At 44.7% G+C, this 21,950-nt stretch carries 21 protein-coding genes; 19 read left to right on the top strand and 2 right to left on the bottom strand.

From position 1 onward, the window contains the following. Positions 1 to 32 precede the first annotated feature (32 nt). The 7 genes from lpxB to eno all read left to right on the top strand — a co-directional run bounded on the left by lpxB (position 33) and on the right by eno (position 10,720). The gene (gene lpxB, locus DC094_RS18700; protein ID WP_116688655.1) at positions 33 to 1,187 is read left to right on the top strand and encodes a lipid-A-disaccharide synthase; all 1,155 of its coding nucleotides are present in this window, start codon (positions 33 to 35) and stop codon (positions 1,185 to 1,187) included. Beyond that, positions 1,181 to 1,747, top strand: a complete 567-nt coding sequence (gene rnhB, locus DC094_RS18695; RefSeq protein ID WP_116688654.1) for a ribonuclease HII — start codon at positions 1,181 to 1,183, stop codon at positions 1,745 to 1,747. Before lpxB ends, rnhB begins: the two co-directional genes overlap by 7 nt. Before the next feature lie 67 nt (positions 1,748 to 1,814). Beyond that, a complete protein-coding gene (dnaE, locus tag DC094_RS18690) occupies positions 1,815 to 5,327 on the top strand; it encodes a DNA polymerase III subunit alpha (RefSeq protein WP_116688653.1) in 3,513 nt (1,170 codons plus the stop codon). Positions 5,328 to 5,365: 38 nt separating this feature from the next. Further along, positions 5,366 to 6,313, top strand: a complete 948-nt coding sequence (accA, locus tag DC094_RS18685; RefSeq protein WP_116688652.1) for an acetyl-CoA carboxylase carboxyl transferase subunit alpha — start codon at positions 5,366 to 5,368, stop codon at positions 6,311 to 6,313. Next, on the top strand, positions 6,303 to 7,640 hold the full coding sequence (gene tilS, locus DC094_RS18680; protein ID WP_116688651.1) for a tRNA lysidine(34) synthetase TilS: 1,338 nt from the start codon (positions 6,303 to 6,305) through the stop codon (positions 7,638 to 7,640). The genes accA and tilS overlap by 11 nt, the downstream gene beginning before the upstream one ends. 73 nt (positions 7,641 to 7,713) lie before the next feature. Continuing rightward, on the top strand, positions 7,714 to 9,339 hold the full coding sequence (gene pyrG / locus DC094_RS18675; protein WP_116688650.1) for a CTP synthase: 1,626 nt from the start codon (positions 7,714 to 7,716) through the stop codon (positions 9,337 to 9,339). A gap of 88 nt (positions 9,340 to 9,427) precedes the next feature. Beyond that, positions 9,428 to 10,720, top strand: coding sequence for a phosphopyruvate hydratase (gene eno / locus DC094_RS18670; protein WP_116688649.1), 1,293 nt, complete (start codon positions 9,428 to 9,430; stop codon positions 10,718 to 10,720). 61 nt (positions 10,721 to 10,781) lie between these two features. Here eno and DC094_RS18665 read toward each other — a convergent pair whose 3' ends face one another. Next, positions 10,782 to 11,303, bottom strand: coding sequence for a hypothetical protein (locus DC094_RS18665; protein ID WP_116688648.1), 522 nt, complete (start codon positions 11,301 to 11,303; stop codon positions 10,782 to 10,784). 209 nt (positions 11,304 to 11,512) lie between these two features. Between DC094_RS18665 and DC094_RS22195 the strand changes: the two genes are divergently transcribed. The 12 genes from DC094_RS22195 (at position 11,513) to rpoS (ending at position 20,498) form a co-directional block, all read left to right on the top strand. Next, positions 11,513 to 11,659 carry a hypothetical protein gene (locus DC094_RS22195; RefSeq protein ID WP_158527390.1) on the top strand — a complete coding sequence of 49 codons (147 nt, stop codon included), beginning with the start codon at positions 11,513 to 11,515 and terminating at the stop codon, positions 11,657 to 11,659. Positions 11,660 to 11,662: 3 nt separating this feature from the next. Continuing rightward, a complete protein-coding gene (locus DC094_RS18660; protein WP_116688647.1) occupies positions 11,663 to 13,015 on the top strand; it encodes an AAA family ATPase in 1,353 nt (450 codons plus the stop codon). Then, complete coding sequence (locus DC094_RS18655; protein ID WP_116688646.1) at positions 12,999 to 13,667, top strand: HNH endonuclease family protein; 669 nt, start codon at positions 12,999 to 13,001, stop codon at positions 13,665 to 13,667. Before DC094_RS18660 ends, DC094_RS18655 begins: the two co-directional genes overlap by 17 nt. Then, positions 13,664 to 13,945 (top strand): cell division protein FtsB, encoded by a 282-nt coding sequence (ftsB, locus tag DC094_RS18650; protein ID WP_116688645.1) that lies wholly within the window; start codon positions 13,664 to 13,666, stop codon positions 13,943 to 13,945. The genes DC094_RS18655 and ftsB overlap by 4 nt, the downstream gene beginning before the upstream one ends. Continuing rightward, complete coding sequence (gene ispD / locus DC094_RS18645; RefSeq protein ID WP_116688644.1) at positions 13,938 to 14,642, top strand: 2-C-methyl-D-erythritol 4-phosphate cytidylyltransferase; 705 nt, start codon at positions 13,938 to 13,940, stop codon at positions 14,640 to 14,642. Before ftsB ends, ispD begins: the two co-directional genes overlap by 8 nt. Continuing rightward, positions 14,639 to 15,112: a 2-C-methyl-D-erythritol 2,4-cyclodiphosphate synthase gene (gene ispF / locus DC094_RS18640; protein ID WP_116688643.1), complete on the top strand. Its 474-nt coding sequence runs from the start codon at positions 14,639 to 14,641 to the stop codon at positions 15,110 to 15,112. Before ispD ends, ispF begins: the two co-directional genes overlap by 4 nt. Positions 15,113 to 15,167: 55 nt before the next feature. Beyond that, a complete protein-coding gene (truD, locus tag DC094_RS18635; protein ID WP_158527389.1) occupies positions 15,168 to 16,247 on the top strand; it encodes a tRNA pseudouridine(13) synthase TruD in 1,080 nt (359 codons plus the stop codon). A 41-nt stretch (positions 16,248 to 16,288) separates the two neighbouring features. Then, positions 16,289 to 17,038 (top strand): 5'/3'-nucleotidase SurE, encoded by a 750-nt coding sequence (gene surE, locus DC094_RS18630; protein ID WP_116688641.1) that lies wholly within the window; start codon positions 16,289 to 16,291, stop codon positions 17,036 to 17,038. A gap of 32 nt (positions 17,039 to 17,070) precedes the next feature. Beyond that, positions 17,071 to 17,715, top strand: a complete 645-nt coding sequence (locus tag DC094_RS18625) for a protein-L-isoaspartate(D-aspartate) O-methyltransferase (protein WP_116688640.1) — start codon at positions 17,071 to 17,073, stop codon at positions 17,713 to 17,715. A 70-nt stretch (positions 17,716 to 17,785) separates the two neighbouring features. After that, the gene (locus tag DC094_RS18620; RefSeq protein WP_206605701.1) at positions 17,786 to 18,364 is read left to right on the top strand and encodes a YqaA family protein; all 579 of its coding nucleotides are present in this window, start codon (positions 17,786 to 17,788) and stop codon (positions 18,362 to 18,364) included. A gap of 3 nt (positions 18,365 to 18,367) precedes the next feature. Beyond that, a complete protein-coding gene (locus DC094_RS18615) occupies positions 18,368 to 19,354 on the top strand; it encodes a peptidoglycan DD-metalloendopeptidase family protein (protein ID WP_116688638.1) in 987 nt (328 codons plus the stop codon). A 100-nt stretch (positions 19,355 to 19,454) separates the two neighbouring features. Beyond that, positions 19,455 to 20,498, top strand: a complete 1,044-nt coding sequence (gene rpoS / locus DC094_RS18610; protein ID WP_116688637.1) for an RNA polymerase sigma factor RpoS — start codon at positions 19,455 to 19,457, stop codon at positions 20,496 to 20,498. A 629-nt stretch (positions 20,499 to 21,127) separates the two neighbouring features. Here the strand turns inward: rpoS and DC094_RS21915 are convergent. Further along, positions 21,128 to 21,950, bottom strand: an 823-nt coding sequence (locus tag DC094_RS21915) for a hypothetical protein (RefSeq protein ID WP_206605700.1), incomplete at its 5' end; no start/stop codon positions are given.

Here is a 21,950-nt window from a genome sequence, read left to right as displayed (position 1 = left end):
CGCAATAAATCATCGCTAAATCAGGAGGAACAATGCGAATTGCCATGGTGGCAGGCGAAATGTCTGGTGACATTTTAGGTTCTGGCCTGATTGAATCCCTTAAGAAACGTTATCCCGATGCCGAGTTTGTTGGTATTGGTGGTGACGATATGCAAGCTCAAGGCTTAAAAAGTCTTTATCCGATGGAGCGATTATCGGTGATGGGTTTGTGGGAAGTGCTGGGCCGATTGCGAGAGTTGTTGGCAATGCGCAAGCAATTAGTTCAGCAGCTGCTCGAATTAAAACCGGATGTATTTATTGGCATTGATGCGCCAGATTTTAATTTGGGGCTAGAAACCAAGCTTAAACAGGCCGGAATAAAAACGGTGCATTATGTCAGCCCCTCGGTTTGGGCTTGGCGTAAAAAGCGTATTTTCAAAATTGCTAAAGCGGTTGATCTAATGCTGTGCTTGCTGCCGTTTGAAACAGATATTTATAAGCAGCACAAAATAAAGCATTGTTTTGTTGGTCACCCTTTGGCGGATCAATTAAAGGTGATTGATGACCAGCAGCCTGCTAGAAGCAAGCTGGGTTTGGTGGTTGATCAGCCAGTGGTTGCGATTATGCCGGGCAGCCGCGGCAGTGAGCTTAAATATTTGGCGCGTCCATTTATTGAAACGGCTCAATTGCTGGCTAAGCAAAAACCGGGTATTCAATTTGCCGTGCCGCTAGCAAATCAGAAATGCCGACGTTTATTTGAAGCAGCACTACAACAGGCTGGATCTGTTGAGGGGCTAACGCTCTTTGACGGTCAATCGCGAGACATTATGGCGGCGAGTGATGTTGTTTTAATGGCATCGGGCACCGCGACATTGGAAGGGTTGCTCATTGGTCGGCCAATGGTGCCTTGTTACAAATTTTCCGCGATTAGCCACCAGATATTTATTCGAATTATCGATTTAACCCATTTCAGCTTGCCTAATTTACTCGGGCAAAAAATCTTGAAAAAAGCTGAGTTACTGCCAGAAATGTTGCAGTCTAAAGTGGAAGCGCAACCTTTAGCCGAGGTGGTCAATCATTGGTTAGATGCTAAATCGTCAGATGCGTTAAAACAGAACTTTGCCGATATCGCAAAAGCGTTGCGTTGTGACGCCAGTGAAAAATCAGCACAAGCGGTTATTCAATTATTAGAGGAACAACCATGCTAGTTGCAGGTGTCGATGAAGTAGGGCGTGGCCCTTTAGCTGGTCCAGTAGTGACCGCAGCGGTGATTTTAGATCCAGAAAACCCAATTGAGGGTTTGCGTGACTCCAAAAAATTATCTGAGAAAAAACGTGAGCTTTTATTCGATGAAATTCGTGAAAAAGCACTGAGCTATTGCGTGGCTCGTTGTGAGCTAGAAGAAATTGAAACGTTGAATATTTTGCATGCCACCATGCTAGCAATGCAAAAAGCGGTGGCAGGATTGACCATCGAACCAGAATTGGTTTTGATTGATGGTAACCGGGCACCGGAATTACCTTATCCGAGTAAATGCATTATTGGTGGTGATGATTCTGAACAATCGATTGCTGCAGCATCGATTTTAGCTAAAGTCACGCGCGACCGTGAAATGGTTGAGATGGCTGAAAAATATCCAGGTTATGGCTTTGAGAAACACAAGGGTTATGGCACCAAACAGCACATGTTGGCACTAGACGAATTGGGTATTTGTGACATTCATCGTCGAGGTTTTAAGCCAATAGCTAAGTTTTTGAATGGTAATTAAATAGTTTTTTATCCTATTGTTAATTTTCGACCGGTTGCAGGCTGACCACTGAAACAAGAGTCTTTTCATGACCCCTCGTTTTGTACATCTTCGCTTACATTCTGAATATTCATTAGTGGATGGCCTAGTTCGGCTTAAGCCGCTGGTCAAGATGTGCGCCGAGCAACAAATGCCCGCAGTTGCCTTAACCGATAACTGCAATTTTTTCGGCCTGATTAAATTTTATCGTGCAGCGATGGGCGCAGGTGTAAAGCCTATTTGTGGCGTCGATATTTTGCTGGAAAACGAGCAAGACCAAGATCATCCATTTCGTATGACCTTGCTGGCAATGACTGCCGATGGCTATCGAAATATTACCCGGCTTATTTCCAGAGCTTATATCGAAGGTCAGCAAACCGGTTTGCCATTGATTAAATACCAGTGGCTGGACGATGAAAATGAAGATGTCATTGTACTATCTGGTGCCAGAGAGGGTGATATTGGCCAGGCGCTTTTATCAGGAAAACCAGAATTAGCCGCTAGTTTGCTGGCGCATTGGCAAAAGCTTTACTCTGATCGTTTTTATATCGAATTGCAGCGAACCGGCCGACCCAATGAAGATGAATATCTATTTGCCGCGGTCGACTTAGCCACGCAAAACAATGTACCGGTAGTGGCGACTAACGACGTTCGCTTTCTTAAAGCCGATGATTTTAACGCCCATGAAGTTCGAGTTTGTGTTCATGACGGCGTAACGCAAGACGACCCGCGCCGAGAAAAAAATTACAGCCAGCAGCAGTATCTTCGTAGTGAAGCAGAAATGTGCGAGCTGTTTTCAGATATCCCTGAGGCGCTAGAAAACAGTGTTGAAATTGCCAAACGCTGTAATATCGAAATTGGATTAGGCACCTATTATTTACCGAATTATCCGATTCCAGAAGGCATGACGATTGATGAGTTTTTTTGCAAGGTCTCTTGGGATGGCTTGGAAGAACGATTAGATTTTCTGTTCGACCGGAATGCAGAAAACTTTGCTGAAATTCGAAAGCCCTACGATGAGCGTTTACAGATTGAACTCGATGTTATCTGTCAGATGGGTTTTCCCGGTTACTTCTTAATCGTAATGGACTTCATTCAGTGGGCTAAAGATAACGGCGTGCCAGTTGGGCCAGGTCGTGGTTCTGGTGCTGGTTCATTGGTGGCCTACGCGCAAAAAATCACCGACTTGGATCCGCTTGAATATGACTTGCTGTTTGAGCGATTTTTGAATCCAGAGCGGGTTTCCATGCCCGATTTTGATATCGACTTTTGCATGGAAGGTCGTGACCGGGTGATTGAATATGTTGCCAATACTTATGGCCGGGAGAGTGTTTCTCAGATTGCCACTTTCGGCACCATGGCAGCAAAAGGCGTTATTCGAGATGTTGGCCGTGTATTAGGTCATCCGTATGGCTTTGTTGATCGAATTACTAAACTGGTTCCGTTTGATTTAGGCATGACGCTGACCAAAGCACTGGAAATGGAGCCAGTGCTAAAAGATTTATACGACAACGACGAAGAAGTCACTGCACTGCTTGATATGGGTTTGTCGCTAGAAGGTATTACCCGGCAAACCGGCAAACACGCCGGTGGTGTTGTAATATCTCCTTCGCTGTTAACTGACTTTACCCCGCTGCTTTCTGATGGTGAAGGTGGTGGCTTAGTCACCCAACTAGACAAAGATGATGTGGAAGCGGTCGGATTGGTTAAATTCGACTTTTTGGGTCTAAGAACCCTGACCATTATCGATTGGGCATTGGAAATAATTAATGCCAAGAAAAAACAAATCGGTGAAGATTTAATCGATATCGCCCGGATTCCTTTGGAAGATCCTAAATCATTTAGGGTATTGAAAGACTGCTGTACCACCGCAGTTTTCCAGCTGGAATCTCGCGGTATGAAGGATCTGATTAAGCGACTTCAGCCAGATTGTTTTGAAGATATTATCGCACTGGTAGCGTTGTTCCGGCCGGGGCCTTTGGGCTCGGGCATGGTAGATGACTTTATCAACCGTAAGCATGGAAAGGCAGTTGTTGCTTACCCGCATGCCGATTATCAACACCCAGACTTGAAGCCGGTTTTAGAACCCACCTACGGCATTATTCTGTACCAAGAACAAGTGATGCAGATTGCCCAGGTATTGGCGAAATTTTCATTGGGTGGTGCTGACTTATTGCGTCGTGCAATGGGTAAAAAGAAAGTCGAGGTGATGCAAGAGCAGCGACTTCTTTTCCAAGATGGTGCTGAGACAAACAATGTTAGTCGTGAGCTGTCGGGCCCTATTTTTGACTTAATGGAAAAGTTTGCTGGTTATGGTTTTAACAAATCTCACTCTGCTGCTTATGCATTGGTTTCTTATCAAACCCTATGGCTTAAAACGCACTATCCAGCAGCCTTTATGGCAGCGGTTTGTTCTTCGGATATGGATAATACTGAAAAAGTAGTTATCTTGATCGAAGATTGTCGTGACATGAAACTGACCGTCACGCCGCCAGACGTAAATAGCTCGGCCTATAAATTTACCGTCAACGAGCAAGATCAAGTAGTTTATGGTCTGGGTGCGGTTAAAGGGGTAGGTGAAGGCGCGATTGAAGGTATTGTTAATGAACGACAAACCAACGGGCCATTTAAAGATCTGTTTGATTTTTGTAATCGGATCGACCTGAAAAAAGCCAATCGCCGGGTACTAGAATCTTTGATTCGTGCTGGCGCATTAGATTTGTTGGCACCGGTTGAACAAGGATTAAAAGTCTTTGATTCTCGCTCACGTTTAATGGCGACATTAGAAGGTGCAATCAAAGCAGCAGAACAGCAAGCAAAAGCCGCTGCATTGGGGCAAAATGACTTGTTTGGTGCAGTTGCCTTTGGTGAGGCAGATGCCGAACAACCGCAGTTTGTAGCAGCTCCAGCCTGGCGACAACAGCAGCGATTGCATGGTGAAAAAGAAACGCTAGGCTTGTATCTGACCGGCCACCCTATTGATGATTATCTGCCTGAACTGAAGCGGATGCGGTGTCAGCGGATTGCAGATTTAAAGCCTGCTCGGGGAGTTAGTGTTACTATTGCGGGTCTGGTTCTTGCGTTTAGAACCAAGTTGACCAAGACCGGTAAGCGAATGGCATTTGTCACGCTGGATGATCGTAGCGGCAGAATTGAAGTTGCGATCTTTGGTGAAGACTATGACAAAAACGCTGAAAAACTGGCGGTTGATAAAGTATTAGTGATCGACGGTGAAGTAGTCCATGACGACTTCAGTGGCGGTCAAAAAATGCAGGTTAAGAAACTGCATTCGATGGCTGAAGCAAGATCGTCCCATGCGCGTTGTTTGAGAATTTCTCTTAAGCAAGGTGAGTTGACTCCGGCAAGTTTGGAGCAGCTACGATCATTACTGGAACAACATACGAATGGCCAGTGCAGTGTCCGTTTTGATTATCAAGGCCATAGCGCAATTGGTAGTCTGGCGGCGAGCGAAGACTGGAAGCTCAATCTAGATGATGAATTATTGCATCAACTAGAAGAGTTACTCGGTCGTAAGCGTTGCAAAATTGACTATTCGGGGTAGGCCGTGAGGCGTCACGACCAACAACATAGAGTGTATCAATGAATCTGAATTTTCTGGATTTTGAGCAGCCTATCGCTGAGCTTGAAGCAAAAATTGAAGAGCTTCGCCGGATAGGTAACGACACTGAGGGTGATATTACCGAGGTCCTCAGTAAGCTTGAAGCATCAGCCCGTACCCTGACTGAGAAAATTTTCTCAAATTTGACCGCATGGCAGGTGAGCCAATTGGCCCGCCATCCATTGCGTCCTTATACCTTGGATTATATCGAAGAATTATTTACCGATTTCCAAGAGTTACATGGCGACCGTATGTACGCTGACGATAAGGCAATCGTTGGTGGATTGGCTCGTTTTGATGATCAGCCTGTGATGATCATTGGTCATCAAAAAGGTCGCGATACTGCAACTAAGGTAGAGCGTAATTTTGGCATGCCTAAGCCTGAAGGTTATCGCAAGGCTTTGCGTCTAATGCAGATGGCCGACAAGTTTGGTATTCCAATTTTTACTTTTATCGACACTCCAGGTGCCTATCCAGGTGTTGGCGCTGAAGAGCGCGGTCAAAGTGAAGCGATTGCCCGTAACCTTCGAGAAATGTCTCAGCTGAGAGTACCGGTCATTTGTACGGTAATTGGCGAAGGTGGTTCTGGTGGTGCTTTGGCAATTGGTGTGGGTGACAAGGTAATGATGCTGCAAAACAGCACCTACTCAGTTATTTCACCAGAAGGCTGCGCTACCATTTTGTGGAAGAGCGCCGAAAAAGCCTCGGATGCCGCAGAAGCAATGGGCCTGACCGCTGATAAATTATTAGATAACGGTTTGATCGATCAAATCGTACCTGAGCCATTGGGCGGTGCACATCGCCAGCCCCAGGCGATGGCTTCTAGCTTAGGAGATGCATTGCGCACTTCTCTGGCCGAGATCAAAGCATTAACTGAACAGGAACGTCTGGATCGTCGCTATCAGCGACTGATGGGATATGGCATCTGATTCGCTAGTAACCCAGTTCGAACAACAACTGCAGGGCATTTTAAATGCCCTGCCAGTTGCTCCCCATAAATTTCTGATCGCCTTTAGTGGTGGTCGAGACTCCACTGCTTTGCTTCATCTCGCTGCTCAGTTGTTGCCCAAGTCGCAATTGCTGGCGGTGCATATTAATCATCAACTTTCTGAAAATGCTAGCCAGTGGCAGCAGCATTGCCAGCATCAGGCCGAGCAGTTATCGATCGAATTCAAATCCGTTTCAGTCCAGTTAAACCCCCAGCCAAGACAAAGCCTTGAAGAGTTGGCGCGTGATGCCCGTTATCAGGTTTTTAGCCAGCTAATGCAGCCGGATGATGCTTTGTTAGTTGGTCATCACCTGCAAGATCAATCAGAAACATTATTGCTACGATTGTTCCGTGGTGCCGGAGTCAAAGGTTTATCGGCAATGGCCGATTGGCGAATGTTTGCTTCGGGTTATTTACTGCGACCTTTATTGCATCTGCCACGGCAGCAGTTAACTGAATGGTTAAAGCTGCAATCCATCGAATGGATTGAAGATGAATCAAATGCTGAAAATTTGTTTCGGCGTAATTTGATTCGCAATCAGTTTCTGCCGCAAATCCGTCAGCAATGGCAGGGAATTGATCGGGTGCTGAGCGCTACCGCCCGGCGAATGCAGCAAGCGAACCGATTATTAGATCAATTAGCCGATCAGGATTTAGCGCAGGTTCTATTGCCGGGCAATCGGCTGGACTTAAAACCATTGCAACAGCTAGACGATGATCGTTTGATCAACCTGCTGCGTTATTGGCTCAGTCAGGCGGGCCAAAGAAGCTTGCCAGAAATTCGTTTGCAGGAATTTGTTCGTCAGTTGAAATCGGCTAATAGCACCGCAAGCCCTCGGCAGGATTTAACCGACGGCAGTTTTATGGCCTGTTATGGGCAAATGCTTTGGTTAGTTGAAGGTCGGTTAATCGAGCAATTACAGCAACAGGCGCAAAATAGTTTTTGGAACCCGCAGCAGCAGCCAATATTGACTACAGAATCTTTTGAGCTTTCAGCGCAAGGTAACGAGTTACCAAACGTTGAGTTAAGGCTGGTTTTTGGGGTTACCGGGCTAAAGTTGCAGTGCTCAACAAGCGGTAGATTTGAGTCAGTTGGTCGGTTAATGAATCAAGCAGGAATACCACTTTGGTATCGAGACTATTGGCCGCTAATTGTTGATGATCAGGGGCTTGTAGCGATTGCAGGGATTAAAATGGCAACCAGAACTGACAATGTTAATTATAAAATTTTGTGTGATTTCTCAGCTTTGCCTACTGGGATCAATTGAGCCTGCCAATAAATTTCGGTATTATGCCCTTCCTTGAATTCCACTCGTTTTTATTGGTTTTTCAGGGCTTCTCATGACTCAATACGTTTTTGTTACCGGTGGTGTCGTTTCATCGCTTGGTAAAGGTATTACCGCCGCTTCCCTTGCCGCCATTCTGGAGGCTAGAGGCCTGAAGATCACTATGCTGAAACTGGATCCCTACATCAATGTAGATCCAGGGACTATGAGTCCTTATCAGCATGGCGAAGTGTTCGTAACCGAAGATGGTGCCGAAACTGATCTCGATTTAGGTCACTACGAACGTTTCATTCGTACCACAATGACCCAAAAACAGAACTTCACTACTGGCCGTGTTTACGAGAGCGTTATTCGTAAAGAGCGTCGTGGTGATTATAACGGCAGCACGGTTCAGGTTATTCCTCATATTACCGATGAAATCAAACGTCGAGTGCGTGCTGGCGCTGCTGGTGCTGATATTGCCATGGTTGAAATTGGCGGTACCGTAGGTGATATTGAGGCGATGCCGTTTTTGGAAGCCATTCGCCAAATGCGAGTCGAAGAAAGCAGCAAAAACACCATGTTCTTGCACTTAACATTGGTGCCGTATATTGGCGCTGCTGGCGAAATCAAAACCAAGCCGACTCAGCATTCTGTTAAAGAACTGCGTTCTATTGGTATACAGCCAGATGTTTTGGTTTGCCGGAGTGAGCGTGGCGTTGAAGGTAATGAGCGCCGTAAGATTGCCTTGTTCACCAATGTGGATGAAGAAGCGGTTATTTCTTGCCAAGACGTGGATTCTATTTATCGAATTCCGCAAATGCTAAGTGATCAGGGGCTGGATCAGCTTATTGTTGATCGTTTTCGCTTACAATGCTCGCCGGCAGATTTGAGCGAATGGGAACAAGTTGTCGATGCACAACTCAACCCAACATCGCGAGTAAAAATCGCCATGGTAGGCAAATATATGGACTTGTCCGATGCCTACAAATCTTTAACCGAATCTTTGAGTCACGCTGGTATTCATACCAGAACCAAAGTGGAAGTTTGCTATATCGATTCTGAATCTTTGGAATATGAAGGCACAGATAAACTCAAGCAAATGGATGCGATTTTGGTGCCTGGCGGGTTCGGTGAGCGGGGCGTTGAAGGCAAAATTATTGCTGCCCGTTTCGCTCGTGAAAACAAAGTACCTTATTTAGGTATTTGTCTGGGAATGCAGGTTGCTGTGATTGAATATGCGCGCCATCAGGCGGGAATGGACAATGCTCACAGCACCGAATTTAAGCCAGATACGCCGCATCCAGTGGTCGGTTTAATCACCGAATGGAAACGGTCAGATGGCGAAGTAGAACAGCGTGATGCGGCTGCCGACTTAGGCGGTACTATGCGTTTGGGTGCTCAGACATGTTTATTAGAGCCAGACAGCCTAGCGGCTAAAGTTTACGGCTCCGCTTCAGTCTTTGAGCGTCATCGCCATCGTTATGAAGTTAATGGTGAGTTGGTAACTCAGATTGAACAAGCAGGCTTGAAAGTGTCTGGTCGTTCAGAGGATGGACAGTTGGTCGAAATGGTCGAGATAGAGAATCACCCATGGTTCCTAGCTTGTCAGTTCCACCCGGAGTTCACATCAACTCCAAGAGATGGACATCCACTCTTTACCAGTTTTGTTAAGGCAGCAATCAATCAACGAGATGCATAAGCATTCGTTTGAATTGACTGTTGGAATTTAAGAGGGCTTTGGGCCCGCAGCTATCCTTTTTCTGCTGTTATTTTGGAGAATAGGCTTTATGGCAATTATCGCTAAAATTATTGGTCGCGAAATCATGGACTCTCGGGGCAACCCGACTGTTGAAGCTGAAGTACATCTGGAATCCGGTGCCATGGGTATGGCATGCGCTCCTTCCGGTGCTTCAACTGGTTCACGCGAAGCGTTGGAATTACGTGACGGCGATAAGTCTCGTTACATGGGTAAAGGTGTTCTGACTGCAGTTAGCAACATTAAAGACCTGATCACTCCAGCATTGATTGGTAAGGACGCTGCAGATCAGCGCGCAATCGATAACCTGATGATCGAATTAGACGGTACTGAAAACAAAGCTAAGCTGGGTGCAAACGCAATCTTGGCAGTTTCTTTAGCAGCGGCTAAAGCGGTTGCTGCTGAAAAGCGCATTCCTTTGTTCCAGCACATTGCTGATTTGAACGGCACTCCTGGTGTTTACCGCATGCCGGTACCAATGATGAACATCATCAATGGTGGCGAGCACGCTGACAACAACGTTGATATCCAAGAGTTCATGATTCAGCCAGTGAGCGCAACTAGCTTCCGTGAAGCACTGCGTATGGGTGCTGAAGTATTCCATTCACTGAAAAAAGTTCTGTCTGATCGCGGCTTGAGCACTGCAGTTGGCGATGAAGGTGGATTCGCGCCAAACTTGTCTTCTAACGCTGAAGCGTTAGCAGTAATCAAGATTGCTGTTGAAGCAGCTGGCTACAAACTGGGCACAGATATTACTCTGGCGCTGGACTGTGCAGCTTCTGAATTCTACGAAGACGGTCAATACAACCTGAAAGGCGAAGGCAAAATCTTCTCTTCAGAAGGTTTCTCTGACTTCTTGGCTGAGTTGGCTGAACAATATCCAATCATCTCTATTGAAGATGGTTTGAACGAATCAGATTGGGATGGTTTCGCATACCAGACCAAGATCATGGGTGACAAGATCCAAATCGTTGGTGACGACTTGTTCGTAACTAACACCAAGATCCTGCAAGAAGGTATCGACAAAGGTATCGCTAACTCTATCCTGATCAAATTCAACCAGATCGGTTCTTTGACCGAAACTCTGGACGCGATCAAGATGGCTAAAGATGCGGGTTACACAGCAGTTATCTCTCACCGTTCAGGTGAAACTGAAGATGCAACTATTGCTGATTTAGCGGTTGGTACTGCTGCTGGCCAGATTAAAACAGGTTCTCTGTGCCGTTCTGACCGTGTATCAAAGTACAACCAGTTGCTGCGTATCGAAGAAGCGCTGGGCGACGTTGAATATCCTGGTTTGAAAGCATTCAACCAGCAGCGCTAATTGTTAAAAACTAGCGTTGACAAAAAACCGGCTTCTTAGCCGGTTTTTTGGTTTTTGGAAGTTAGTAGCGATCATCTCTATCTTCATTGTCAGAGAAATCATCACCATCATAATCATCTTTATTGTCGCCAAAATTGTCACGGCCGTATGTGTTCTCTTGGACAGCAATATCTAAGGCAATACTGTCTTCAATGCTTTGTTTTTCGAACAAAGCCGTGTGATTCTGTGTTCTCTTCTTGTGTGTAGGTTTGAATTGGCCGAATGAATTAAAAGTTTTACTCTGGAATCGATCAGCACTTTTGATATTAGTTGTGTTGGTTTTCGTAGGCGATATTGGAGCTAGAACTATTTGTTTAAGTTGTTTGTTTTTAATATTTTGGCAGGCCAATTCGAGTTTGTTGATTTTATGCTCAAGTAGCTTCTCTTTTTTAATAAGCGTCTCTATTATATGTTTTTGTTCACTTTGACACTCTGAGAGTATCTCGATTTTGTTTTCTAGTTGCGCACTTTTTTTAAAGTGCGAGATGATTGTTTTGAACACCATTAGTTCTCGCGTCTTCTTTGTATCGCAATCATCATCCATTATTGCATGGTTGTTATTGATAAAAGTCTATTTAGGCTTAGGCTATGTTGGTTGCATCTAGTCATTTGAATCAACTTTCGCAGTAGAATTGTCGTTGATGCTAGGAAAACATTTCAAGGGATATTCACTTCTGAGTGACATCCAATCATTTTCTATCCAGAAATCGTAGCAACTGAAGTTAAATCAGTTGAATTTACGGATTGGTGCTAATGGCGTTAGGAAAAATGATTTCTTTATTTCGTGTAAAAATCGTTGTTGATAGTTTGGTTGCATTAGAAATTGGCCTGCCTGTTATTCGCAAACACTGTAAATTATTTGAGGCTTTGGCTAACAACGGCGTAGAGCGAGGCTGCTAAAACATGGAAATTAAATACTTCAAAATCTGCGATATCGGTATGTATGAGTCGCAGACAATCAAAGTCGCTCCAACTGACGACTATCCAGATAGCAACGCGACTGTTGTAATTGGTAATAATGGTTCTGGAAAGACAACGTTGCTACAAGCTGTGGCGACTTCTCTTAGTTGGTTAGTCGCTAGGATTTCCTCTGAAAAAGGCGTTGGTAAGCTAATCGAGGAAGATAGTATTCGTAATTCTGCCAATGATGCATTAATCGGGGTATGTGTACGGGAACGGCTCTTGAAGGACTTCCAAGAACGGGATTGGGAACTTGCCAGGAAGCGTAAAGGTAAGAACGGACGGTTTCAATCAGACTTGCAAGAACTGGCTTTGCTAGCCAATTTTTTTCGGCAAAGGTTGACGGATGACCCTTCTGCTTCGTTGCCGTTGGTAGCTTTTTATCCAGCAGAGCGTGGCGTTTTAGATATTCCACTAAAAATTCGCAAGAAACGTTTACTTCAGCAAATTGATGGCTTCGAAAATTCGCTAGGGCAAAGTGTAGATTTTCGCCGCTTTTTTGAGTGGTTTAGAGAACGTGAAGATGTTGAAAATGAACGGGGTGTTTCTGACGAAACAATAACGCTACTAAAAAAAGAACTAAAGAGTGATGAACAAGCATTGCAGAGGTTGGAGCAGCTTATTGAATCTAAAAAAGATCGTCAATTAACTGCGGTTCGCTCTGCAATCTCCAGTTTCATGCCGGATCTTAAAAACCTCAGAGTGCGCCGCAAGCCTCGGCTACATATGTCGGTAGATAAAAACGGTGAAACCTTTGATGTTTCCCAGTTATCTCAGGGCGAGAAAAGTCTAATGGCTTTGGTGGGTGATATCGCTCGCCGGTTAGCGATGATGAATCCTGCTTTGGAAAACCCGCTGCATGGTGATGGCGTAGTGTTGATTGATGAGGTTGACCTGCATTTACATCCGCAATGGCAAAGAAGTTTAATTCAGCGTTTGACTTCTACTTTTCCAAATATTCAATTTGTACTAACCACCCATTCACCGATTGTGATTAGTGATAACCGCAACATTCTTACATATTTACTGAATGACGGAGAGGTTTCACAGCTGCCATCGCAATTTGGTAAAGATGTAAATTCGGTTTTGCTAGATGTAATGAACACCAATATTCGTAACTCTGAAGTTGAGCAAAAGATAGATGCTTTGTTTGATTCGATTCAGGAGGTGCGTATTGTAGATGCATGCGGCCAGCTTGAAGAATTAGAGCAACAACTTTCTGCGGATAATATTGAATTGATGAGAGCGAGATTGTTATTAAGAAAACTGGAGCTCAAGCGTGAGAAAAATCACTAAAAATCTGTCTCCAGTCAGTCTTGAATCTTATAAAAGGCGAAACCCGTCGAACCGCTACTCTGATTTGAGTCCTCAAAATGACAATGATGCAAGGGTGTTGGCAGATGTCGGTGAAGCCTGCACTAAAGAGCAATACTTCTTGTGCGCCTATTGCTGTTGTGAGATTTCAGGCGCTGCTGAAGATACCCGCAATGAGCATGTGCAAGCCCGTCGATTGGCGCCCGATTTAAGTCTTGATTTCAACAATATCGTTGCTAGTTGTAAAACCCTTGCCCAGTGTGATGATGCGCATGGTTCTCAGGCACTGGGGTTAATGCCCTTAATGCAAGAATGTGAAACAGAATTACAGTTCACTATTAATGGTCGGGTGAAAGGGCTCACAGAACAAGCACGGCAAACGATAGATGTTCTTCGATTAGGTGGCGAACGAGATAATAATCGGTCATTAATTGAGAAGCGAAAGAGATTGGTCGAGGCACTTATTTGGAGTTACAACGAAAATCCAGATGAAATATTTACAGAGAGTGAAGAAACTCTAATGTGCTTGATTGACGATCTTCTGCAGCCTGAGCAGGGTAAACTACAGCCATATGGCCCTGTTTTGGTTAATATCCTCAAAGGCTGGCTTGGCGCTGTTAACATCACTGCATGAAATATCTACCTTTAGTGCTTTTAATCATGTTCTCCGGGCTCCAGTACAAACTTTGGCTGGGCGATAGCGGCTATCTGCGATTAACCCGATTGGATGCTGAAATTGTTTCTCAGAAGCAAGGTAATGGCGAACTTGAGCAGCAAAATGCTCAGCTGTCAGCTGAAGTGAAAGGCTTAAAGCAAAGCTTAGAAGCAGTTGAAGAGCGAGCACGGGCCGAGCTGGGTATGATCCGGCGTGGCGAAACCTTTGTTCAGGTAATTGAACCTGATAGTGAGTAGTAGATTGAAGTATTGGGTGATCATTCCCGCCGCTGGCGTTGGAAAAAGAATGCAAGCTAGCTGCCCTAAGCAATACCTGCCGCTGGGATCTGGAACAATTTTGCAACAAACACTGAATATTTTTCTCGATAATGAACAGTTTTCTGGCGTGTTATTGTTGCTCTCGCCAGAAGATGAATATTTTACCGGGCTCAATATCCGCAATCCAAAGCTGATGATTGCCAATGGTGGTAAAGAGCGTTGCGATAGTGTGTTAAATGGCTTACAGCAGCTTTCTATTTTGGCGGATGACGATGACTGGGTGCTAGTGCACGATGCAGCACGACCTTGTTTGAGTGATCAGGATTTACAAAAACTGCTTGACGCCTTGCCTGAATCTGACGGTGCTATTCTTGCCGCGCCAGTGATGGATACGATTAAGCAAGCGACCAATCAAAATGCGGCTGAAATAGATAAAACGGTTGATCGGAGTATGCTGTGGCGGGCGTTAACGCCCCAGGCATTTCGTGTAGGTCAATTACGACAAGCGCTGACACAAGCTTTACAGCAGAAAATTACCGTTACCGACGATGCTTCGGCGATGGAAGCGGCTGGTTACTCGGTTAAGCTGGTTTCGGGTCGTAGCGATAATATTAAAATTACCAGTCCGGAAGATCTCGATCTGGCACAATGGATTTTGGAGAAAAGGTTGTCATGAGAATTGGTCAGGGTTTTGATGTCCATGCATTTGGTGAAGGGCATTTTGTGACCATTTGTGGGGTAGAAATACCGCACAGTCATGGCTTAGTTGCCCACTCTGATGGCGATGTTGCGTTGCATGCATTAGCAGATGCGCTGTTAGGTGCTGCAGGCTTGGGCGATATTGGCCATCACTTTCCTGATACTGACCCTGAATTCAAAGGCGCTGATAGCCGAGGTTTACTTCGTCATGTCATGCAGCTTTTGCAGCAAAAACAATTCAAAGTTGGTAATTGTGATTTAACCGTTATTGCGCAAAAACCGAAAATGGCACCGCATATTGAAACGATGAAAACCAATATTGCGGCGGACTTGCAAGTCGACGTGTCCCAAGTAAATGTCAAAGCGACCACCACTGAAAAGCTCGGTTTTACTGGGCGTGGCGAAGGTATTGCCGCGATGTCGGTGGTGTTACTGCTCGCCAGCTAAATTTTCGAATGGTTTTATCTCGCTTGTTTTAAATGGTTCAAAAGGAAGTTTTACATTGGTATCACAGCAAAACTGGCCACAAGTTCACGGTGTTCCAGCAATTCAAGGTCAGTTGAAGTCGGTTGATGAAGATTTTTTTGTTGATGAAATCGCAGCAGAAAAACCATCGGGCGAAGGTAAGTTTTTGTGGCTGCAAGTCGAAAAAAAATCAACCAATACCGATTGGATGATTCGGGAAATTGCTAAAACGATTGAAGCGAAGCCAGAGCAAATTGGTTATGCCGGGCTTAAAGATCGTCATGCGGTGACTCGCCAATGGATTAGCCTGCCCGGTTTTTTTGAGAGAAAACTCGAACAACAAGACCATGTTGCTGGTTTTAAAATTCTGCAAAGAGAAAGAAGCAAGCAACCACTAAAACCGGGAATGCTCAAAGGCAACCGTTTTGAAATTCGGATTCGTCAATTATCAGCTGCAGAAGGCCAGCCTGAACTCACGCAGAATGAAATTGAACAGCAATTAAATCAAAAGCTGCAAAAAATCGCTGCCGAAGGTTTTGCTAACTACTTTACTGAGCAAAGATTTGGCTATGAAAACATTGCCGTCGCTAAAGATTTTCTAGAAAAAGACAAGCCAGTCGCCCAGTCAAAACAAGGTTTTTATTTTTCAGTCGCCCGTAGTTTGATTTTTAATGATTACCTTGCACAGCGAATTCAACGCCAGAATTGGAATCAGTGCATCGAAGCAGACTTGTTATTAGAGCACGAAACCGGCAAGCAAAAATTTGCACCAGAAATTGCTCGGTTTGCCGCTACGGTTGCCAAAGGAAAACTAAGTCCAAGCGGACCTATGTATGGAAAAGGCGAACCTAGGGCCGGTGGCCAAGCCTACTCGTTAGAAAAACAGGTTATTTCGCTGCATAGTGATTTGGCGGTGGGGTTAATCAGTTACGGTTTGAAAATGAAACGTCGCTCATTGCGCATATTTGCGCAAGCTTTGAGCTGGCGTTTTGAAGAGAATGACTTACTGCTTCAATTTGAACTGCCTGCTGGCTGCTATGCAACAGCGTTGATTCGAGAGCTGGTTGATTATCGTTCCGCCAGCCAACAACCTAATGATCGGCTAGCTAGTAATTAGAACTAGTGAAATAACTTTAAACCTGTAGCAATGGAGCCCAAGTGAAAATACTGATATCCAATGACGATGGAATCCATGCGCCAGGTTTACAAACGCTGGTAAAGGTTTTATCCAGCGAGCATGAATTGCGGGTGGTGGCACCAGACCGTAATCGAAGTGCTGCTAGTAATTCGCTGACTCTGGAAAACCCGCTAAGAGCAAACTGGCTTAATCAGCAGCAATGTTCAATTAATGGCACGCCGACTGATTGTGTGCATCTGGCGTTGTCCGGGGTATTGGAGCATTGGAAGCCAGATATTGTCGTGTCAGGTATAAATGCCGGTGCTAATTTGGGTGATGATGTTCTTTATTCAGGCACTGTGGCGGCTGCTACCGAGGGTCGATTTATGGGTTATCCAGCGATTGCCTTGTCGGTTGACTCATTTCAGCCAGAAAATTTTGAAGCGGCGGCCACTTTCACGCTCAGTTTGCTAAAGAAGATTCAATATAATGCATTGCCGGCCGATACTATTTTAAATATTAATTTCCCTGATCTGCCTTTTGAACAATTGAAGGCACCTGAGGTGACGCACTTAGGCTTTAGGCATCGTAGTGAACCGATGATTAGAGGAGAAGACGGTCGTGGTAATCCGGTAATGTGGATTGGGCCGCCGTCGCCAGAAAAAGAAGCTGGCATCGGCACTGATTTTTATGCTGTCAGGCAAGGCCATGTATCGATTACACCGCTACAGGTTGATATGACGGCGCATCAACAGAAACAGCAAATTAAAGCGTGGGTTGAAGGTTTGTGAGTAGTCGAGATTTTTCGTTAACAGGCATAGGAATGACCTCCCAGAGAACGCGAGACCGTTTGGTTAAGCGACTGGAAGCTCAAGGAATTACCAATCAGCGAGTTTTAGAATCAATTGCTAAGGTTCCGCGGCATCTATTTATTGATGAGGCATTATCTCATCGAGCTTATGAAGACACCGCCTTACCAATTGGTTTGGGGCAGACGATTTCCCAGCCATTTATGGTTGCTAAAATGACTGAACTAGTTTTGGGCGATTCACTGGCAGGTGAGCCTGAACCACAAAGGGTGCTAGAAATCGGCACAGGTTCTGGCTATCAAACGGCAGTTCTGGCAACGCTGGTACCACAGCTTTTTTCTATTGAGCGCATTGCAGCGCTCAAGCAGCGCGCTTCTGGTTTATTGTTTCGGCTGGGGTTAAATAATGTTCGTTTAAGCCATGCAGATGGTTATGAAGGTTGGCCTGCCGGTGGTGAGTTTGAAGCCATTATTGTAACGGCTGCACCGCCAGAAATTCCGCAGGCTTTATTGCAGCAATTAGCGGATGGTGGGCGATTGATTATTCCTGTGGGTGATGATCAACAGCAGCTGCAAGTGATTCGTCGGCGGGGGCGAAATTTTGAAACAGAATTTGTTGAATCGGTTAAATTTGTCCCTTTGCTTGGCGGTATAAACTAAATCGCACTCACTATAAAAAAACCAAATAAAATAAAACTGTGCCAGTTGAGCCGGTTAGGGGAGTATTGACTTGTTTTTAAAACTATATCAGTTGGTATTGAAATGGGCACAGCATAAGTTTGCGTCTTGGTATTTGTTTTTATTTAGTGCTGCCGAGTCGATCTTTTTTCCGATACCGGTTGATGCGATGCTGGCGCCTATGGCACTCAGTCAGCCAAAAAAAGCTTGGCGTTTTGCAGCAATTGCGACCATTGGCTCAGTTGGCGGTGCAGTAATCGGCTATATGTTAGGCAGCTTTTTTGCCGATACTTTGGTGATGCCGGTAATTGAATGGGCAGGTTACCAACACCATTTCGATACGGTGGTGAGCTGGTTTAGTGAATGGGGCTTTTGGGCAATTTTACTTGCTGGCTTTACTCCGATTCCTTACAAGGTTTTCACAGTTGGCGCAGGCGTATTAAACGTCGCTTTTTTGCCATTTATTCTGGGCTCGATTATCGGTCGAAGCGGTCGTTTTTTTCTGGTGGCAGGATTAATGAAATGGGGTGGTCCGGCAATGGAAGCTAGATTGATCAAACATATTGAATGGATTGGCTGGGGTGTGCTTTTGTTGGCAGTGGTCTGGTATCTGTTGAGGCAGCTGGGGTAATTTGTGCCGCGTCTGCTGATTGTTTTACTGCTGGTGCTACTAGCAGGTTGTAGCAGTAATTCTTTTTTTTCAGCAGTGCCTGCTTGGCATACAGTTGCCAAGGGCGAAACCCTTTATTCGATTGCCCGCCAATATGGCCAGGATTTTAAACGCCTGGCCAGCCGCAATCAGTTAAAAAAACCCTACACAATATTCCCCGGGCAAAAACTGCGGGTTGCCCTGACGACTTCGGTTCGATCGTCATCGACTAATGCACCTTATTCTGGCAATCAAACCTCGCCTTATGGTGGTAATCAGGCAGCGCCCTGGAAAGGAGCAGTAGCGAAACCTTGGCAAGGCAATTTAAAGCAGCCCTGGCAGGGTAAAACCAGTCAAAAAAATCTACTAGCAGCAAATACCAGTAGACCAGTTAAAAAGACTAACTCTGATCTCACGTCTCAAGCCAAGAAAAATCCTAAAGATGCTTCGGGTAAGTACTCCAAGCCAAAAATAACATCCAGAAAAAAACCATCCCCTGAGGTTAAGCCAAAGCCATTGGTCAGAAAGTCAGTGGCTACGTTGACCGGCGTCAATAAAAAACATTCATCAAATAACAGTAAGAAATGGCGTGCTTTGAAGTGGCGTTGGCCTGCAAACGGGATAATTTCAGGTCGTTTCTCACCTTCCCGAGAGCTGCAACAAGGGATCGATATTGCAGGGCGAAAAAACGCCTCTGTGACGGCTGCTGAAGCCGGAAAGGTAATTTACTCCGGTAGCGGTTTAAGAGGTTATGGGAAGTTGGTGATCATTAAGCATAGTGAGTTATTTATCAGTGCCTATGCGCATAACCATTTGTTATTGGTTAAAAAAGGAGACTTTGTCAAGTCTGGACAAAAGATAGCCGAAATGGGAAGCACCCCTCAAAAAAAAGTGCATCTACATTTTCAGATTCGTTATGATGGTCGAGCTGTTGACCCGCTGAAATACTTGCCTCAGCGGGTGGGAGGCTAATTGGTGGGCATGGATTGCCACTTTATCAATTGCCTGAATAACGAGAAATATTGGCGAAAATAAAAATAACAGCCGCACAATCTATAAGTGAGGTTTCATCATGACAGGGAAAAGTGATGGGGATCTTTTCGAAGTAGACGCAGCAGAAGTAGCAGAATTGGACCTCGGCGGAGAAGCTACCGAACCTAAAAATACTTCTGACGATACTGAAGAAAAGGCGGCTGTTAAAGACAGCCCAAAGTCCAGCAAACTTGAAGAAAAACTAGGTCTGAAAAAAGCACCGGTGCGCCGCGGTCGTCGTCCTGCAGCTGGTGGATTTGATGCGACACAAATGTATCTCGGTGAAATTGGTTTCTCACCGTTATTAACTGCTAAAGAAGAAGTGCATTACGCTCGTTTGGCGCTGAAAGGCTGTGAAGCTGCTCGCAAAAGAATGATTGAAAGTAACCTTCGTCTGGTAGTAAAAATTGCTCGCCGTTATAGCAACCGAGGTCTTGCATTATTAGATCTGGTTGAGGAAGGCAATTTAGGTTTGATCCGTGCGGTAGAAAAGTTTGATCCGGAACGAGGATTCCGTTTCTCAACTTATGCTACTTGGTGGATTCGTCAAACCATCGAACGTGCCATTATGAATCAGACTCGAACCATTCGATTGCCGATTCATGTGGTTAAAGAATTAAATGTCTATCTGCGGACATCTCGTGAATTGGCGCAAACGCTAGATCACGAACCTCGTGCAGAAGATATAGCGAAAAAGCTTGGTAAGCCGGTAGCAGATGTTGAACGCATGTTACGTGTTAATGAGCGAGTAACATCTGTCGATGTACCGATTGGTGGTGAGTCTGATAAATCACTGCTAGATACCGTTGCTGATGAAAATACTTTGAATCCGGCAGAGCAGTTGCAAGGCGATGATCTGCGCGAAGGTATTGATCGCTGGTTAGATGAATTGACTGAAAAGCAACGTGAAGTTTTAGCCCGTCGTTTTGGATTGCGTGGACATGAAACCAGCACTCTGGAAGAGGTGGGTAATGAAATTGGCTTAACTCGTGAGCGAGTGAGACAAATTCAGGTTGAAGCACTTCGCCGCTTGCGAGAAATTCTAGAAAAGCAGGGGTTATCGACCGAGTCTTTATTCCGCTAGTTTTTATATTTTTTGAAGAATAAAAATGCCGCACCATTTATTTATGGGCGGCATTTTTAATGCGTGTTTAAAATTTATTGTGGTCCAGCCACACTGGAAGATTCGCTCTGAGAAGTATCCCAAAAAAGATTTTATTTAAAGCCTCGATGTCTTCAAAATATAGTTCAGGATTCAGGATTATTAGTTGGTAATTTAAATGGTGTTGAGTCAAATGCAGCAGAGTTTTAAATCTGTAAAATAAAGCTGTTAATTTTAGTTAATAATTATTGGATAAGACCATCTGCCATAAATCCCAGCTGCTCGAGATGTTCGCGTTTATCTTTAATGCCGTTTTATTTATCATCCGGGACGCACTATTAAAATTGAGCTTTTCATAATTCTTCGGTTTGGTATCAAAGGCTTTGTCGTCGATTTGGTGTTCGCTGTTTAATGACAAATGGCTATGATGGTTATCAAGGTGTACCGGCTAAGTAGATTAATGGGATTATAAAGAATGAGTATTTAATCCGAAAATTAAATGATATAAATGAAGCAAAGATAATGGTAGGTGAATCAGTTCACATATATAACCAGCGGTGGTTTCATTTATTAGCATATAAAATGCTCGATGAAATACACCGGGTGATCACTTAAAGTAGGGTGCAACCGGACGAGGGCTCAGCTTCTCTAGAAGATTTTATAGAAGATTTCATAGAAGATTTCATAGAAGATTCCATGTCGCTTAATATTTTGATGAGTGCTGGTATAGGTACTACGTTGCAAGTAGAAATACCCGTTGGTGAAATTAGAGTCAGTAATGTGCCGCAGGGGCTGATAATATAACGGGATATATCGGGTGCATTAAAATCAAGGGTCTCTTCATTGTTATCGAAGAAGGGGTGTGCTTGTTCTCCATGAGCAATTTTCTGTCTCATTAATCCAGCTGATGATGTGTATGTTAAATAATAATCTGGTGATGCACCAATCGCAAGGTAAGGTGGATTGCCTGCAAGGTGTGAGTTGTCGATCTCTGCTCTTGATGCGGTGTGCATTGACGTAGTCACAAAGAATTGTCGAATTGCTCCGTAATTTTGAATTAAATGCAGTTCATACTTATTGCTTGAAAAAATCAGGGGGCACCTGGATGCTGTTTGTCCTCGTAGAGAAGCGCCTATAGCATTAGTAATAGGTTGATGCCTGCATGCAAAAGAAAATGTTTGTGAAGTAAGTGGAGACCAGCGATAAAGATTGCTTTCGCACAATATAAAAATCGACTCCTCGTTAGGGTGTACTATTGCGCATTGTATTTGATTTAAATTATTCCCTTTCAGTATATTGTTCGCAACGCTGCGGGTAAAATTTCGATAGATTAACTGGGTGCTACTCATGTTGTTTTGGGCGTAGTACATCATGCCGGGCGCATGAGCCTTCCAAAGATGAGAGACGTGGCCTGGAATTTGATTAACTGACGAT

Source organism: Pelagibaculum spongiae (assembly GCF_003097315.1).
Classification (GTDB): Bacteria; Pseudomonadota; Gammaproteobacteria; order Enterobacterales; family Pelagibaculaceae; genus Pelagibaculum; species Pelagibaculum spongiae.
This window is presented reverse-complemented; position numbering and strand designations above follow the sequence as displayed.